This is a genomic window from Halorubrum yunnanense (assembly GCF_026586675.1).
Classification (GTDB): domain Archaea; phylum Halobacteriota; class Halobacteria; order Halobacteriales; family Haloferacaceae; genus Halorubrum; species Halorubrum yunnanense.
The window spans coordinates 1-16266 of sequence record NZ_JAODIX010000034.1; the positions used below are offsets into that span (position 1 = coordinate 1).

Annotated in this window: 14 protein-coding genes; 5 read left to right on the forward strand and 9 right to left on the reverse strand. The window is 71.1% G+C overall.

What is annotated here, in order from left to right:
• Positions 1-110 precede the first annotated feature (110 nt).
• Together N5096_RS09360 and N5096_RS09365 are read right to left on the reverse strand one after the other, a co-directional pair.
• Positions 111-1766, reverse strand: a complete 1656-nt coding sequence (locus N5096_RS09360; RefSeq protein WP_267664193.1) for a DUF2070 family protein — start codon at positions 1764-1766, stop codon at positions 111-113.
• Positions 1767-2801, reverse strand: a complete 1035-nt coding sequence (locus N5096_RS09365) for a glycosyltransferase (RefSeq protein WP_267664195.1) — start codon at positions 2799-2801, stop codon at positions 1767-1769.
• Positions 2802-3069: 268 nt separating this feature from the next.
• Here N5096_RS09365 and N5096_RS09370 point away from each other — a divergent pair, with 268 nt between their 5' ends.
• Positions 3070-4518 carry an NAD(P)H-hydrate dehydratase gene (locus N5096_RS09370; protein WP_267664197.1) on the forward strand — a complete coding sequence of 483 codons (1449 nt, stop codon included), beginning with the start codon at positions 3070-3072 and terminating at the stop codon, positions 4516-4518.
• A complete protein-coding gene (gene moaC / locus N5096_RS09375) occupies positions 4511-5050 on the forward strand; it encodes a cyclic pyranopterin monophosphate synthase MoaC (RefSeq protein ID WP_267664199.1) in 540 nt (179 codons plus the stop codon). Before N5096_RS09370 ends, moaC begins: the two co-directional genes overlap by 8 nt.
• A gap of 31 nt (positions 5051-5081) precedes the next feature.
• Here moaC and fdhF read toward each other — a convergent pair whose 3' ends face one another.
• Positions 5082-7250, reverse strand: a complete 2169-nt coding sequence (gene fdhF, locus N5096_RS09380) for a formate dehydrogenase subunit alpha (protein WP_267664200.1) — start codon at positions 7248-7250, stop codon at positions 5082-5084.
• Between the two features lie 120 nt (positions 7251-7370).
• Between fdhF and N5096_RS09385 the strand changes: the two genes are divergently transcribed.
• Positions 7371-8012 carry a hypothetical protein gene (locus N5096_RS09385; protein WP_267664202.1) on the forward strand — a complete coding sequence of 214 codons (642 nt, stop codon included), beginning with the start codon at positions 7371-7373 and terminating at the stop codon, positions 8010-8012.
• 26 nt (positions 8013-8038) lie between these two features.
• Here the strand turns inward: N5096_RS09385 and gcvT are convergent, their stop codons facing one another.
• A complete protein-coding gene (gene gcvT, locus N5096_RS09390) occupies positions 8039-9220 on the reverse strand; it encodes a glycine cleavage system aminomethyltransferase GcvT (protein ID WP_267664204.1) in 1182 nt (393 codons plus the stop codon).
• A gap of 126 nt (positions 9221-9346) precedes the next feature.
• Between gcvT and N5096_RS09395 the strand changes: the two genes are divergently transcribed.
• Positions 9347-10006: a S26 family signal peptidase gene (locus N5096_RS09395; protein WP_267664205.1), complete on the forward strand. Its 660-nt coding sequence runs from the start codon at positions 9347-9349 to the stop codon at positions 10004-10006.
• A gap of 19 nt (positions 10007-10025) precedes the next feature.
• On the opposite strand, the gene N5096_RS09400 is transcribed toward N5096_RS09395, so the two are convergent.
• Entirely contained in the window at positions 10026-10535 is a 510-nt protein-coding gene (locus N5096_RS09400) for an NYN domain-containing protein (protein WP_267664206.1), read from the reverse strand.
• Between the two features lie 203 nt (positions 10536-10738).
• Between N5096_RS09400 and N5096_RS09405 the strand changes: the two genes are divergently transcribed.
• The gene (locus N5096_RS09405; RefSeq protein ID WP_267664207.1) at positions 10739-10990 is read left to right on the forward strand and encodes a DUF7999 family protein; all 252 of its coding nucleotides are present in this window, start codon (positions 10739-10741) and stop codon (positions 10988-10990) included.
• 178 nt (positions 10991-11168) lie between these two features.
• Here N5096_RS09405 and ilvD read toward each other — a convergent pair whose 3' ends face one another.
• The 4 genes from ilvD to glmM form a co-directional block, all read right to left on the reverse strand.
• Positions 11169-12962, reverse strand: coding sequence for a dihydroxy-acid dehydratase (gene ilvD, locus N5096_RS09410; RefSeq protein WP_267664208.1), 1794 nt, complete (start codon positions 12960-12962; stop codon positions 11169-11171).
• 105 nt (positions 12963-13067) lie between these two features.
• The gene (locus N5096_RS09415; protein ID WP_267664210.1) at positions 13068-13460 is read right to left on the reverse strand and encodes a VOC family protein; all 393 of its coding nucleotides are present in this window, start codon (positions 13458-13460) and stop codon (positions 13068-13070) included.
• A gap of 52 nt (positions 13461-13512) precedes the next feature.
• A complete protein-coding gene (gene glmU, locus N5096_RS09420) occupies positions 13513-14724 on the reverse strand; it encodes a bifunctional sugar-1-phosphate nucleotidylyltransferase/acetyltransferase (RefSeq protein WP_267664211.1) in 1212 nt (403 codons plus the stop codon).
• A gap of 25 nt (positions 14725-14749) precedes the next feature.
• Positions 14750-16078, reverse strand: coding sequence for a phosphoglucosamine mutase (glmM, locus tag N5096_RS09425; RefSeq protein ID WP_267664212.1), 1329 nt, complete (start codon positions 16076-16078; stop codon positions 14750-14752).
• Positions 16079-16266 lie beyond the last annotated feature (188 nt).

A 16266-nucleotide genomic window follows, 5' to 3' on the forward strand; every position in this document is an offset into this window, starting at 1 on the left:
AAGGGCTGGGAGTCCGGTGATTGGACTACAGACCTGAAACTCCCACCGCTCGGGATTCCTCCGCGTTTACGCGGAGGAGGATGTCAAATCCCGGTTCCGGGTGGTCCCGCTCAGAAGAACAGCCACAAGACGAGCAGCGCGTACAGCGCCAACAGCGCGATCACCGTCAGCCGGATGAGGATGTTGACGCTGAACACGAGCCCGTTGTAGTCGTTTTTTAGCAGCTTCAGCGGCGCGGTCTTCCGGCTCGCGAGCCCGATCGTCGCCGGGGAGACGTCGTCGACCGCGCGCTCGATCGCGGCGTCGAGCGCCGCGACGTTCGACCGCGTCTTGTTCGCGAGTTCGTGGACGGACGCGTGCGTGTCGGTCGAGAACACGAGCACCTCGTCGAACTCGCCGCGGTGGCCGGCCGCGAGCTCCCGGATGTCCGGGGTGACGCCGTTCGTGTCGATCCCCATCGTGAGCACGTCCTGTCCGTCGACGGACTCGGCGATCGCGACCATGTCCCGGTCGTCGCGCACCATCTCGAACCCGGCCGCGTACTCGCCGAGCGGCTCCTCCGCGAGCCGCTCGCGGAAGTCGTCGAAGTGCCGCTTCAGGCGGTCGGCCTCGCTCGAGCCGTACTGGACCTCCTTCGTCGGCCCGTCCTGGATGTCGTGTTTGTGGAGGTCGACCAGGAGCAACTCGGCGCCGTCGACGTCGCGCATGAACACGCCGGTGTCGTAGTCGTCGATCCCCTCGGCGTGGAGGTAGACGACCCGCTTGTCGCCGAACCGGCGCCCGTAGAACTCGATCTCGCCGTAGTCCTCGTGGACGAGCCGCGAGGCGCGACCGACGCCGTCGGGCTCGGCGACCGCGTCGAGGATCTTGCCGGCGTCGGTCGGATTCGAGAGGTCCTCCTTGTGGGTGCAGGGGACGTGGAGGAAGAAGCCCTCTTCGTCGCCCTCGTTCAGCGCGTCGATGACGTTCCCGCTGAGCTGGCCGCCGCCGAACCCGCCGAGCGGGCCGGGGTGGACCCAGGGGGCGGCGAGCGTCAGCCGGTCCCCGTTGTCGATCGCGAGCGTCTCGACCGCGGGCTCGGCCTCGACGCCGAGGTTGAGCGACTCCCGGTCGTTCCGAAGGATCCCGGACGTGAGCGCGAACGCGGAGACGTCCGTGTTGCTCCGGATGAGGTAGTCGACGAGGCCGAGCACCGACACGAGGAACGCGGCCGCGATCAGAAGCGACGCGAACGCGAACGCGTGCCGGTACGTCGAGAAGCCGAGGTTCCCGCCCGCGACCGCGTAAAACGCCGCGATCAGCGCCGCCGGCTCGGCGAGCGAGACGAGGAGGATCCGCTTGTAGCGGTCGATCCCCGTCGACACGACGAGCGCCAGGATGTTGATGAGGTAGATCGTGATGAAGAGGAGCCAGACGATGCTCCACGCGTTCCCGACGTCGTTGGCCCCGGAAAGCACCAGCGCGGAGACGAACAGCACGAGCTGGTTGACCAGGGCGAGGAAGAAGCTCCACGACCGCGGATAGCTGGGGAGCAGGCGGTGGAACAGCTCGCCGGCGAGCAGGAACGGGAGGAGAAAGAGGAGGACGGCGGTCGGCAGGATGCTGGCGGGTTCGGGAAGCACGGCGGTGAAAATCGACATCGATAGCGCGACGTAGGCAACGACGCTATACGCGACGCTGAGTGCGATTAGCGCCGGTATCTGCGCCTTCAGCGGCGGGACGCTGAACACCAACCGCTGGAAGACGTCGACGTTGTCCGCGCCCATCTACGAGGACACCCCGTAGATGGACTCCAGATCGTCTATCGTGCGAGTCACGGAGAACCCCTCGACGGCCTCTCGGGTCTGCCGGTCGCCGTCGAGGCACTCGCGCACCGCCCGCTCCATGTCGTTGAGGTCGCCGTACGCGAACCGCGCGCCGTTGGCCTCGCCGATGGTCTCGTCGAACGGGGAGACGTCGGCCGCGGCGACCGGGGTCCCGCAGGCGTTCGCCTCCAGCGTCGAGAGCCCGAGGGTGTCGCAGGTCGAGGCGGTGACGAAGACGTCGAGAGCGGAGTAGAAGGCCGCCAGGTCCTCGCGCGGGAGGAAATCGCGGAACCGCACGTTGTCCGGGGCGTCGCGTTCGAGGGCGTCACGCACCGGCCCCTCGCCGACGAGCTCGAAGGAGAGGTCTGGAGTCCGCTCGGCCAGCCGGAGGACCTCGTCGACGTTCTTGTTCCGGGTCATCCGCCCGCTGTAGCCGACGGTGGGCTCGTCGCGCTCGAAGCGCGACCCCTCGACGGGACGGAACGTGTCCGTCTCGACGCCGACGGGGAGCCTGCGCGGGGCCACGTCGCGACGGATCCGCGACGTCGACGCGGTGACGCAGTCGAACGAGCGGAGGAACCGGTTCTCGTAGGCGACGTACAGGCGCCCGGCGGCGTCGGAGAGCGACTCCAGCTTGAGCCCCTGCACGAAGTAGTCCTCGACCGGCGTGTGATGGGTGTAGACGGACTTCACGCCGCGTTTCTTCGCGTATCTGCGTCCCATCAGCCCGGTCGACGCCGGGCCGTGACAGTGGACCACGTCGAACTCCGGCAGCGTGGAGAGGCGTCGGTAGAGCGGGACGCGGTACTGCCGGTAGAGGGGGTTCGGCAGCGACCGCACGGGGAGCTCCCGCTCGTCCGGCTCGTGGCTGCTCGCCGGGTAGACGACGTACACGTCGTGGCCCCGTTCCTCTAAGCGCTCGCGCCACGCGCGGATCGTGTAGGTGACGCCGTCGACGCCGGGGAAGTAGCTGTCCGTGAAGAATCCGATGTTCATGCGAGGGTTCGTCGTCCGCGCGTCCTCCGCCGGAGACCGCTCTCTGGAAGGGTGTTGGCGGCGTTCTGACGCGCCGTCTCGCCGGGCACCGCGTCTGGGGAAGACGGGAGCGGGCCGGGCCGCCGCGGCGCGTCGGGCTGTGCAGCGGGTCGCACGGGTTCTGTTTCTGGGGTTCCCCACCGGAAAGCTTCAACATTTTCATTCCGAACGCACGCGCCGCCGGGACGACCACCCCACGCTTAATCCGACGGGGCGCGGATCGGGAGCTATGATCCCGACCGAACGCATGGCCGCGGTCGACGCCAACGCCGCCGCCCTCGGGGTGCCGCGGAAACAGCTCATGGAGTCCTCCGGGAACGCGGTCGCCCGCGAGGTGCGGGCGGTCGCCGGCCCGGGCGCCGAGGTCGCGCTCCTGTGCGGGCGCGGGAACAACGGCGGCGACGCGTTCGTCGCCGCCAGGTTCCTCTCCGCGTACGACGTCACGGTCAGCCTGCTCGGGCGTCCGGAGTCGATCCGGAGCGACATCGCGCGAGAGAACTGGGACGCGCTCGGCGCGGCCGAGGTCCCGACCGAGACGGTCGCCGACTCCGCCGCCCTCTCGCTCGGCGAGCCGGACGTCATCGTCGACGCGATGCTCGGCACGGGCGTGACGGGCGCGCTCCGCGAGCCCGAGCGCACGGCGGCGCGGCTGGCGAACGAGAGCGACGCGACCGTCGTCGCCGTCGACGTTCCCTCGGGGGTCGACGCCGACACGGGCGAGCCGACCGGGGGCGAGACCGACGCCGCTCCCCGCGTCGAGGCCGACCGCGTCGTCACCTTCCACGACGAGAAGCCGGGGCTCGGCGCGCTCGACGCCGCGGTGACGGTGGCGGACATCGGGATCCCGCCGGCCGCGGAGCGGTACACCGGCCCGGGAGACCTGCTCGCGCTCGGCCGCGACCCGGAGTCGCACAAGGGCGAGAACGGCGAAGTACTCGTCGTCGGAGGCGGCCCCTACACGGGCGCGCCGTCGCTGTCCGCGCGAGCGGCGCTCCGGGCCGGCGCCGACCTCGTCCGCGTCGCCTGCCCGGAAACGGTCGCGCGGGAGGTGCAGGGGTACTCCGCCGACCTCATCGTCCGCGGGCTCCCGGGCGACCGCTTCGTACCGGCCCACGTCGACCGGGTCTCGGAGCTTGCCGCCGGCAACGACGTCGTCGTGCTCGGCCCGGGGCTTGGCGACGACGAGGGCGCGCGCGAGTTCGTCCGGGAGTTCCTCGCCGGCTACGAGGGCCGGGCCGTGGTCGACGCCGACGCCCTCCGCGCCGTCCCCGACGTCGACACCGACGCGGAGCTGATCTGCACGCCCCATCGAGGCGAGCTCGTCGGGATGGGCGGGGAAACCGCGAGCGACCCGGACGAGCGCGCGGGGCTCGTGCGGTCGTTCGCAGACGAGATCGGTCACACGCTGCTCGTGAAGGGCGCCGTAGACGTCGTCAGCGACGGCGACGCGGTCCGGCTGAATCGGACGGGGGACCCGGGAATGACCGTCGGCGGGACCGGCGACGTGCTCGCCGGGGCCGTCGGGGCGCTGGCGGCCGCGCTCGACCCGTTTCGGGCCGCCGCGGTCGGCGCGTACGTCAACGGCCGAGCCGGAGACGCCGCGGCCAGCGAGAGCGGGAACGGGCTCGTGGCGACGGACTTACCCGACCGGCTTCCCGAGGCGATGCGTGATGAGTGACGAGCGCGAGGCGGCGGGAGGCGGCGACGGGGCGGCGACCGACGGGGCCGCCACCGAGGGGCTGACCCACACCGACGACTCCGGCGAGGTCCGAATGGTTGACGTCGGCGCGAAGCCGGACACGAGCCGGCGCGCGGTCGCGCGCGGCGAGATCCGCCTGACGCCGTCGACGATAGCGGCCGTCGAGGCCGACGAGGTCGGGAAGGGCGACGTGCTCGCGACCGCCCGGATCGGCGCGGTACAGGCCGTCAAACACACGTGGGAGACGATCCCGATGTGTCACCAGATCCCGATCACGAACGTCGACACCGACTTCGCCGTCGGCGACGACCGGATCGAGCTGACGGTCGCCGTGGAGACGACCGGCAAGACCGGCTGCGAGATGGAGGCGCTCGAGGGCGTGACGACCGGGCTCAACACGGTTTGGGACATGGTGAAAGCCGCCGAGAAGGACGCGGACGGCGGGTACCCGGACACCCGGATATCGGACGTCGAGGTCGTCGAAAAGGAGAAGCGCGCGCTCGACGAGTAGCCGGACCGCACTCGGAAAGCGACGCGGCCGATCAGTCGTCGGCCGGCTCCGCGTTGTCCTCGGGGTCAGCCCTGTCCGCGCTCTCTCCGCCGTCCGAAACCGTGACCGCGATGTCCGCCGCGGCGGCCTTGTACTCGGGGATCTTGGCCCGCTCGTCCAGCACGTCGTTCGTGAGGCGGTTCGCCGAGGCGGCCGCGAAGTGCGGCGTCGTCCAGACGACGCCCTCCTTGATGTCCTCGGTCACCTGCGCGTTCACCTCGATCTCGCCGCGCCGCGACCGGAGCCTGACCGTGTCGCCGTCCTCGATTCCGTACGCCTCGGCGTCGTTCGGGTGGACGTCGACGAAGTTCTCCGGGTGCTGCCGCGACAGCGTCGGCGAGCGCCGGCTCATCGTCCCCGTGTTGTAGTGCTCCTCGAGCCGCGCGGTGGTGAGGATCAGCGGGTACTCCTCGTCGGGCACCTCCTTCGGCGGCTGGTGTCGGACGCCCTCGATCTGGCCGAGGCCGCTCTCCGTGTCGAAGGAGTCCTCGTAGAGGAACTGGTCGCCCTCGTCGCCCTCCTCGTAGCAGGGCCAGTGGAGCCCCTCCTCGCCGAGCCCGTCGTAGGTCATCCCGTGGTAGATCGGGCACACCTCTCGGAGCTCCTCGAAGACGGCCTCCACGTCGTCGAAGCGGAAGCCGGCGTCCTCGCCGAAGAGGCGACTGCCGACCTCCATCAGGATATCGAGGTCGTGTTTCGTGTTCTCGTGGACCTTCTCGACCCCGCGCATGCGCTGGACGCGGCGGTCGGTGTTGGTGACGGTGCCGCTGCGCTCGGCCCACGTCGTCGCCGGGAGGACGACGTCAGCGAACTCGGCGGTCTCCGTCATGAAGATGTCTTGGGCGACCATGAACTCCAGCGACTCCAAGCGCTCCTCGACCTCGTTGCCGTCGGGCTCGCTCATCACGGGGTTCTCGCCCATCACGTAGAGGCCCTTCACGGAGTGACCCGCCTCGTGGGAGATCTCGACGTTGGTGAGCCCGGGTTCCGCGGGCACCTCGAAGCCCCAGACCTCCTCGACCGACTCGCGGACCTCGGGGTCGTCGACGAGCTGGTAGCCCGGGAGCACGTTCGGCATCGCGCCGACGTCGCTCGTCCCCTGGACGTTGTTCTGTCCCCGGAGGGGGTTGACGCCGGTGCCGGGCTTCCCGAGGTTCCCCGTGATCAGCGCGAGGTTGATCTCGTTCTGCACGTTGTCGACGCCGCAGGTGTGCTGGCTCATCCCCATCCCGGTGAAGACGGCCGCGTTGTTCGCCATCGCGTACTTCTCCGCGGCGCGTTCGATGTCCTCGAGCGGGACGCCCGCCTCCTCGGCGGCCGCTTCCTTGTCGAACTCCTCGAGCGTCTCTTTCAGATCGTCGAACCCCTCGGTGCGCTCCTCGATGAATCCCTCGTCGATCCAGCCCGCGTCGGGCTCCGCCTCGTGGCGTTCGAGGATCGTCTTCAGGACGACGTTGAGCAGCGGGATGTCGGCGCCCGGGTTCACCTGGAGGTGCATGTGGCGCTCGGTCTCGCCGATCTCGAACGACCGGGTGGTCTTGTTGGCGTGCGGGTCGACCTGGATGACGGTCGCGCCCTCCAGGACGGCCTGGCGGAAGTACTGGCTGTTGGCGATCGGGTGCTGCTCGCCCGGGTTCGCGCCCTGGATCCAGAACACGTCGGCCGACTCCTCTAAGTCCTCCATGCTGTTCGTCATCGCGCCCGCGCCGAGGCTGGTCCGGAGCGCCCACACCGTCGAGGCGTGGCACATCCGCGTGCAGTTGTCGACGTTGTTGGTGCCGTACCGGCGCGCGAGCTTCTGGAGGAGGTAGTTCTCCTCGTTCATCGTCTTCGAGGACCCGAAGAATCCCATCGCGTCGGGCCCGTGGTCGTCGCGGATCCCCTCCATCTCCGAGACGATCCGCGAGTAGGCTTCCTCCCACGTCGCCTCACGGAACTCGCCGTCTTCTTTTATAAGTGGTTCCGTGAGTCGGTCCTCGTGGTCGACGACCTGCGTCGCCGCGCCGCCCTTGATGCAGACGCGCCCCTCGTTGACGGGCGCCTCGCCCCACGGCATGAAGTTCACGTCGCCCGGGTCGTCGCCCTGGTTCACCTTGATCCCGCAGCCGACCCCGCAGTACGGGCAGATGGTCTTCGTCGCCTCGTCCCCCTCAGTCGACACGGCTCTCACCCCGATGTGCGATCATATGTCACGGTTTGTGATGCCTCCCGCATGAGTGTGTCGGTGACTCCGCTCGGTGCCTCGCCGAACCGTTTTGTCGGCGGCCCGCGTTCGCCCGGTATGGACCCGACGCTCGCCGACGTCGCCGCCCGCGCGGACGAGCACGTCGAGACGTACCGCGAGACGGCCCCGTTCCACCCGGTCGAGGCGGAGGCGATCGGGTCGCTCGGCGACGCGTTCCGCGCCGGCGACTACGGCCGCCGCGACGTCGAGTGGGTCGTTCGGTGGTACTTCCGGCGGCGCGTGGACGGCATCGACCACGCCGAACGGCGGGCGGTCGAGGAGGCCGTCGAGGACGCGGAGCCCCGAGAGCTGCGCGGGGCGCTGTGGGACGCGATCGACGCGCTTGACGAGGGGGACTCCGGAGACGGGGGGGACTCCGAGGGCGAGGGCGCTTCGACTCCCGCCCACCACCACGCCCTCGACGCGCTCGCCGACCTCCCGGGCGTCGACGTCGCGGTCGCCACCGCGCTGCTGTGGTTCCTCGACCCGGACCGGTTCCTCGTCGTCGGCGACCGCGAATGGCGGGTCGTCGCCGCGCTCACCGACCTCGACGCGGGGTATCCCGACCCGATGACCGCCGAGGCGTACGACCGCTACCTCGACGCGGTCCGAGCGCTGGCGGACCGGCTCGACGTCGACCACTGGCACCTGTACATGGTGATCCAGCGGACGTACGCCGAGGCGTTCGACTCCGAGTGAGCGCGATTTAAAAGGGTTCCTGCCGGCTACCGATCGAGGAAGGGCGGGACGACGACCTCACCGCGCTTCTCGTCGCCGCGCACGACGACGCTCACCGCCGTGCCGGGGTCGGCGTAGCGCTCGTGCAGGTAGCCGAGCCCGATCGGCTGGTCGAGCGTCGGGCTCATCGTCCCGGAGGTGAGCTGGCCGACCCGAGTGAGATCGCCGTCGGTCACGGCGTAGCCGCCGCGGGGGACGCCGCGTTCGAGCAGGCGGACGCCGACGAACCGCTCGTCGACCCCCTCCTCCTTCTGGGCTTCGAGGGCGTCGCGGCCGACGAACTCGGTGTCCGGCCTCACGACGAAGCCGATCCGCGCCTCGTACGGGGTGCGGGGCTCGTCGTCGGGGTCGAAATCCTGTCCGGAGAGGAGGTACCCCATCTCGGTCCGGAGGGTGTCGCGCGCGCCGAGCCCGCACGGCTGGGCGGTCGGCCCGGCCGTCTCGTCGCCGACGAACGCCTCCCAGACGGCCTCGGCGTCGCCGGTCGGACACATCACCTCGAAGCCGTCCTCGCCGGTGTACCCGGTGCGGGCGACCCAGCCGTCGGCGCCGGCGACCGCGGCGACGGTCGCCTCGAACTTCGAGAGGTCGGCGACGCGGTCCGCGAGGGTGGCGTCGTCGAGCGCGTCGGCCGCGTCCGGCCCCTGCACCGCGAGCATGGCCCAGTCCCCGGTGGCGTTCGCCACGGTCGCGTCGAGCCCGTCGTCGTCGCGATAGTCGACCCACCTGTCGTACATCTGCTCGTCGTGGCCCGCGTTCGGCACGAAGAGGTACGCGGGGTGGCTGTCGCCCGCGTCGAGGTCACGGTCCATCCCGGCGAGCGCGTCGGCGCCGTCGCCCGCTTCGACCCCGTCGGGGAGCCGGTAGACGACGGTGTCGTCGAGCATGACGCCATCCTCGTTCGTGATCGCCGCGTACTGGGAGTCGCCCGGGTCGAGCGCCGTCACGTCGTTTGTCGTCAGGCGGTTCATCAGCGCCGTCGCGTCCGGGCCGGACACCTCGATCTCGCTCATGTGCGAGACGTCGAAGACGCCGAGCGACTCCCGGACGGCGGCGTGCTCCTCGTGGATCGAGTCGAACTCGACCGGCATCTGCCAGCCGCCGAAATCGGTGAACTTCGCGCCGCGCGCCTCGTGTGCGTCGTGGAGGGGTGGGAGCCGGTCTGTCACGGCCGAACGGTCTGCGGGGCGCGCCTAAGGTCTTGCCATCGGGGCGGTCCCGGGGGCGGACCGACCGCGGTCCCGGGCGGGCGCACCGCCGACAGGCTCAAGCCGCTTCCTCCCTCCGTCACCCACGTGAAGCGGAACGTCTCCGAACTCCTCGCGCCCGCCGCCGCGGTCCTGCTCGTCGCGCTCGTCGTCGCGGCGGCCGCGGGCGCGTGGCCCCCGTTCGTCGCCGTCGAGAGCGGGAGCATGGAGCCGACCGTCGAGCGCGGCGACCTCGTGGTCGTCACCTCGACGGAGCGGTTCCCCTGGGGCGGGCTGGTCGGGCACGCGGAGCCCGGCGCGCCGACCCGGCTCGGCGGCGCGGGCGACGTGGTGGTGTTTAACCCGCCGGACGCGGAGCGACGGCCGATCCTCCACCGAATCGCATTTCCGGTCAGCGCGGGCGAAGACTGGACCGACCGCGCCGACCCGGCGCTGCTCGACGGCGACTGCGACGCGATCGAGGCCTGTCCCGCCCCCCACGACGGGTACGTCACCTACGGCGACGCCAACGGCGAGTACGACCAGAGCGCGGGGATAGCCCCGGTCATCCGCGAGGAGTGGATCTCCGCCAAGGCGCTGGTGTCGGTGCCGAACCTCGGCTGGTTCCGGGTCGGCGTCGACGCCGCGATCGCCCGGCTCGGGCTCTTCCCGACCGCTGTCGGCGTCGGGGGCGCCGCGGCGATTGCGGGGGGGTTCGGCGCGATGCTGATGGGGCGGATGGGTCGCGGGCGCGACGGACCGCGGTGAGTGATCGCGGACGCGGCGCTCACTCCGACGCGGAGTCGACGGTCGCGTCCGACTCCGCCTCCGCCCCGGTCTCGTTGTCTCCTCCTCCGGCCTCGTCGAGCGTCACCGACCCGTTCGCGGCGTTGCGGAGGGCGTCCGACCGCCCGAACTCGCCGGGCGCGATCGCGAGGGTCCGGATCCCGTAGCCGTTCGCCGTCTCGACGACGGGCTTGAAGTCGGTGTCCCGGGAGGCGATCGCGAGGACCGACATCCGGCCCTCGGCCGCGAACCGGGCGGCGTCGACCGCGAGCTTCACGTCGACGTCGCCGCTCGTGATCACGACCTCGAACCCCCGGGCCTCCGCGGCCTGGATCAGCCCCGGCGTCGCGTGCTCGTCGAGGTAGAGCCGCGTCGTCACGAGCGGCCCCTCGGCCTCGGCGGCCCGGCGCACGTCGTCTAAGTCGACGTCGAACTCCTCGCGCAACACGTTCGGCCCGTCGACGAACAGCGCCACGCCGACCGGCTCCTCGTCCTCCCGACTGGCTTCCATGCGCCGACTTGGGCGGCGGGCGGAAATATGCGTGCTGGTCCGCGGGCGGTGGCGCCGGTCCTCGCCGTCCGTGCTGCCCTCGGCCGGCCGCAGACCGCGCCGAGCCGACCGTTATACACCTTATATTCGTTTTACCACCTGATCGACGACCGTAGTGAATATACGGAGTATTGAAGTAGGATGTCCAAGAATAACGAGTTAAGATGTCGAACTACGACACCTTTACCGTCATTTCCGAACAGAACGATCACGAATGCACCACGCTCCGTGCCCATCCCCGCAACGAGACGTACCACGTCGTCGACTACGCCGACGACAGCGCGCGCGAGGAGGTCGCGGACCTGCCGGTCGGTTCGGTGGTGAAAATGGAGCTGTCGCGCGCGGGTCGCCGCAGCAACGTCTGGCGCGCCGAGTCGGTCCGGACCGCGCACACCGACGGCGGGAGCGAGGAGTGAACGGCGACGGAGCGGGCGCGGCGGTCCTCGCGGTTCCGCATCGCCCTCATGTCGCTCTCGTGTCGCTCTCGACCGCTCTCGAATCTCGGCCGCGCTTAAATACCGAGCCCGCTCGAACTCGTCTCGCTTAAAAAGACGACGGGCGCGTGCGCCGTTCGGTGGGCGAGCGCGCGTCGGCCTATCGATCGCGCGTCAGCCGGGGGTTCGTCACGGCGCCGTCGGCCGCGGAGGCGAAGTCCCGAGCGTACTTCGCGAGGATCCCGCCCTCGTACTGCGGCGCGGGCGCGTCCCACGCCTCGCGGCGCTCGTCGAACTCCTCGTCGGAGAGGTCGACCGACAGGTCCCGCTCGGGGATGTCCACGGTGATATGGTCGCCGTCCTCGATGAGGCCGATCGGTCCGCCCTCGGCCGCCTCAGGGGCGACGTGGCCGATCATCGGGCCGCGCGTCGCGCCGGAGAAGCGCCCGTCGGTGAGGAGCGCCACGTCGTCCTCGTGGCCCGCGCCGACGACGGCGGCGGTGACGCCGAGCATCTCGCGCATCCCCGGCCCGCCGGTCGGCCCCTCGTTGCGGATCACGATCACGTCGCCGGAGTCGACCGCGCCCGACTGGACGTACTCCATCGCGTCCTCCTCGTGCTCGAACACGCGGGCGGGCCCCTCGTGGTAGAACTCGTCGTCGCCGGTCACCTTCAGCACCGAGCCGTCCGGCGCGAGGTTGCCGTTGAGGATCTTGATCGCCCCCTCCGGCTCCTTGGGGTCGTCGACGGTGTAGAGGAAGTCGGCCTCGATCGCCTCGTCGTCCGGGAGCGCGCCCTGCTCCTCCAGCTCGGCGATCTCCTCGGCGAGCGTCCGGCCGGTCACGGTCATCGCGTCGCCGTGGAGCAGGTCGGCCTCCAGGAGGCGGCGGAGCACGACCGGGACGCCGCCCACCTCGTGGAGGTCGTTCATGACGCGGCTCCCGCCGGGCTGGAGGTCCGCGATCTTCGGCGTGCGCCGCGAGATCTCGTCGAAGTCCTCGATCGAGAGGTCGACGTCGGCCTCGGCGGCCAGCGCGAGCAGGTGGAGGACCCCGTTCGTCGAGCCGCCGATGGCGGTCTGCAGGGCGATCGCGTTCTCGAAGGACTCCCGCGAGAGGATGTCGGAGGGGCGGCGGTCGTTCTGGATGCAGTCCAAGACGAGCTCGCCCGCGCGCTCCGCGACCTCGTAGCGCTCCGCGTCCTCGGCGGGCGCGGACGCCGAGCCGAGCGGCGCCATCCCGAGGGCCTCGGAGATGGAGGCCATCGTGTTGGCGGTGAACATCCCGCCGCACGAGCCCGCGCCGGGGCAGGCGTGGCGCTCGAGGTCGTCGAGCTCCTCGCCGCTCATGTCGCCCTCGGCGTAGGCGCCGACGCCCTCGAACACTTGGACGATGGTGACGTCGCGTCCCTCGTGTTGTCCGGGCATGATCGAGCCGCCGTAGAGGAAGACACTCGGCAGGTCGGTGCGGATCGACGCCATCAGCATACCGGGGAGGTTCTTGTCGCAGCCGCCGACCGTCACGAGCGCGTCCATGCGCTCGCCGAACGAGACCAGCTCGACCGAGTCGGCGATGACCTCGCGGGAGATGAGGCTCGCTTTCATTCCCTCGGTCCCCATCGAGATGGCGTCCGAGATGGTGATCGTCCCGAACTCGATGGGCATCCCGCCGGCCGCGTCGATCCCGTCGATCGCCGCGTCGGCGACGTCGTCGAGGTGAACGTTACACGGCGTGATGTCGGCCGCGGGGTTCGGCACGCCGACGATCGGCGAGGAGAGGTCCTCGTCGTCGAACCCCATCGCCCGGAACATCGAGCGGTGGGGCGCGCGCGCCGCGCCCTCGGTCACGTCCCTGCTTCGCAGGTCCTCGTCTTTCTCCCCCGCGAACCGGTCTGCGTCGTCCCCGCGCCGGCGAGGGGTCTCCCCCTCGTCGGATCGTGGCTGCTGTTCGCTCATACCTGTCCGTGTCGCTCGGGGGTATTAAACGGCCGCAACGGAGCGAGGGTTGCTCCCTGCGGCGAACCGGCCCGAACCCGCCCCGGATCCGTCCCTCGCCGGCGTTCACGCCCGCGCCTTCAGCTCCACTCGATACCCGAACGGGTCCCTGACGTACACCGCCGGCGCTTCCCCCGTCGCGCCGAGCGGGGCGTCGAGGCTCTTCTCGACCTCGACGCCGGCCGCGTCCAGTTCCGCCTCGACCGCCTCGATCGACTCCTCGACGACGACGGCGACGTGGTTGTAGTTCGTCGCCGTCGGCGGCTCGAACTCTTCGGTCGGCCAGAGGTGGAGCACGGCGGCCGGGGCCAGCCGCACGTCGAAGAACGGCTTCTCGCCGGCCTCGTACGGGCCGTCCTCGATGCCGAACCCGAGCCGCTCGCCGTAGAAATCCCGCGCGTCGTCGGCGCCGTCGGCCGGGACGCGGAGGTTGACGTGGTCGATGTGGGTCGCCTGCATGCCCGGAAAGTGGGCGGTCGCGCGCAAAAAGGTGCGGCGTCGCCGGGCCGCGTCACTCCGAGAGTCGGTCGCGCAGCACGCTCTCGCCCGGCGTCGTCGTCGCCTCGGTCCCCAGCCGCACGCCGGCGTTCAGCGACGTGTTGATCCCGACCCGCGCGCCGTCCCCGACGATCACGCCGAGCTTCCGCCGGCCGGTGTCCACCCGGTCGCCCTTGACCGTCATCCGGACGTTCGCGTCGTCGTGGCGCAGGTTCGCGACGTTCGTGCCCGCGCCGAGGTTCGCGTCGCGACCGAGCACGGAGTCGCCGACGTACGAGAGGTGGCCCACCGAGGCGTCGGCCATGAGGACGCTGTTTTTGACCTCGACGCCGTGACCGACGTGCGCGTCGGGCCCGACGACCGCGGCGCCGCGGAGGTAGGCGTTCGGTCCCACCTCGGCGCCCGACCGGATCACCGCGGGCCCCTCGACGTATGCGCCCGACCGCAGTCGGGCGCCCTCCTCGACGACGACCGGGCCGTGCAGGCGAACCCCCTGCTCGACGGTGCCCGCGACCGCAGCGTCCGACTCGTCGAGCGCTCCGAGCGCCAGCTCGTTGGCCGCCAGCAGCTCCCACGGGCGCCCGACGTCGAGCCACGTCCCCTCGTAGGGGGCCACGTCGATCCGGCGGCCGTCCGCGAGGAGGAGATCGATCGTCGTCGTGATCTCGTACTCCCCGCGCTCGCTCTCGGGGGTCCGCTCGATGGACTCGAACACCTCGGGCCCGAACGCGTAGCAGCCGACGTTCGCGAGGTTCGTCGGCGGGTCGTCGGGCTTCTCCACGATGTCCGCGAGCGAGCCGTCGTCGGCCGTCGAGAGCACGCCGTACGCCCGCGGGTCCGGGACCTCGGTGGCCGCGACGGCCGTCCCCGTCGCGTCGGCGAGCGCTCGCGGGAGCGACGCGTCCACGACCACGTCGCCGTTGAGCACGAGGAAGTCGTCGTCGACGACGGGCTCGACCTGCGCCACGGCGTGGGCCGTCCCCTTCGCCTCCGCCTGCTGGACGTAGGTGACCGGTCGGTCGCGGTAGGAGTTCCCGATCGCCTCGCGGATCGCCTCGCCGCGGTAGCCGGTGACGACGACGAACTCCTCGACGACGTCGAGAGCGGCGTCGAACACCCGCTCGAGGAGCGAGCGATCGCCGACCGGGAGGAGGGGTTTCGGGCGACGGTCCGTCAGCGGCCGCATGCGAGTCCCGCGGCCGGCCGCGAGCACGACTCCGTACATGGGGAGACCGACGGCGGGCCGGGGTTTATCGACTGCGGTCGGCGGCGGCCTGGTCGATGAGGTCCCGCGCCGTCGCGAACAGGTCGTCGGCGTCGGCCTCGTCGCGCGCCTCGGCGGTGATCCGCACCAGCGGCTCGGTCCCGCTCGGGCGCACGAGGAACCACCCGGTCTCCGTCCCCACGCGGATCCCGTCGAGCGCCGACACGTCGTCGAACTCCTCGCGAGCGAGCTCCGCGACGCGGTCGACGATCGCCAGCTTCGCGTCGGTGCGTCTCGAATCGCGCCGGATCGGGTAGGTCGGGAGCCCGTCGACCATCGCTGCGAGCGACCCCTCCGCGCCGACCAGCGCGGCCAGGGCGCAGGCCGCGAGGGGGCCGTCGGGACACCGAGTCCGGTCCGGCCAGATCCACGCGCCGCTGGGTTCGCCGCCGAAGACGACGTCCGGCTCCGCCGTCTCGGCGGCGACGTACGCGTCCCCCACGGGCGTGTACGTCACCTCGGCGCCGACCTCGGCGAGCGCGTCGGCGACGAGGAGGCTCGTGTCGACCGGGACCGCCACGCGGTCGCCGTCGCCGGCCTCGCGCCGGGCGAACAGCGCGAGCAGCGCGTCGCCGGAGACGAACCGGCCGCGCTCGTCGATCGCCATCATCCGGTCGGCGTCGCCGTCGTGGACGACCCCGAGGTCCGCGCCGGTGGCCTCCACGACCGCGCAGGCCGTCCCGCAGTTCTCGGCGGTCGGCTCGCTCGGGCGCCCCGGGAACCGGCCGTCCCGCTGCGCGTTGAGCGTCTCCACGTCGCAGCCCGCCGCGTGGAGCGCGTCGGCGGTGACTCGCCCGACGCCGTTCCCGAGGTCGACGACGACGGAGGGGTCGTCGGGGATCGCGACCGACTCGCGGAGCGCGCGTTCGTGGCGGGCCCGCGCGCCCTCCAGAGCCCGGCGCTCGCCGAACTCGTCCCACGCCGCGAGATCAAACGTCTCAGACTCGACGACCTCGGTGATCCGGGCGTTCGCGTCATCGCCGAAGGCGCGTCCGTCGGCCGCCCAGAGCTTGATCCCGTTGTCGGGCGCCGGGTTGTGCGAGGCGGTGACGACGACGCCCGCGTCGGCGCCCTCGCGGACGACGCTCCGGGCCACGGTCGGCGTCGGCTGGACCCCGACGTCGACGACGTCGCCGCCGCATTCCGTGATCCCGGCCGAGACGGCGCGGCTCAGCGTCCGCCCGCTCTCGCGCGCGTCCCGGCCGAGGACGACGGTCTCCGCGCCGTCCGTGGCGAGCGCCCGCCCGATATCGAGCGCGAGCCCGGCCGTGACCTCCTCGCCGACGCGCCCGCGCACGCCGCTGGTTCCGAACATACCGCGGCTTCTCCCCGGGGCGAAAAGACGTTTCGGGTGCCCCGAGCGACGGTGGGAATCCTGTTATCCAGGCCACAGGACTATGCGGCTGGGGGACCGATGGTAGCGGATGGCAGATATTGACATCCTCCCGCGCCTGAAGACGCGGGAATCCCACGGCACCGCACCGCTGAGTTGGGATATTATGG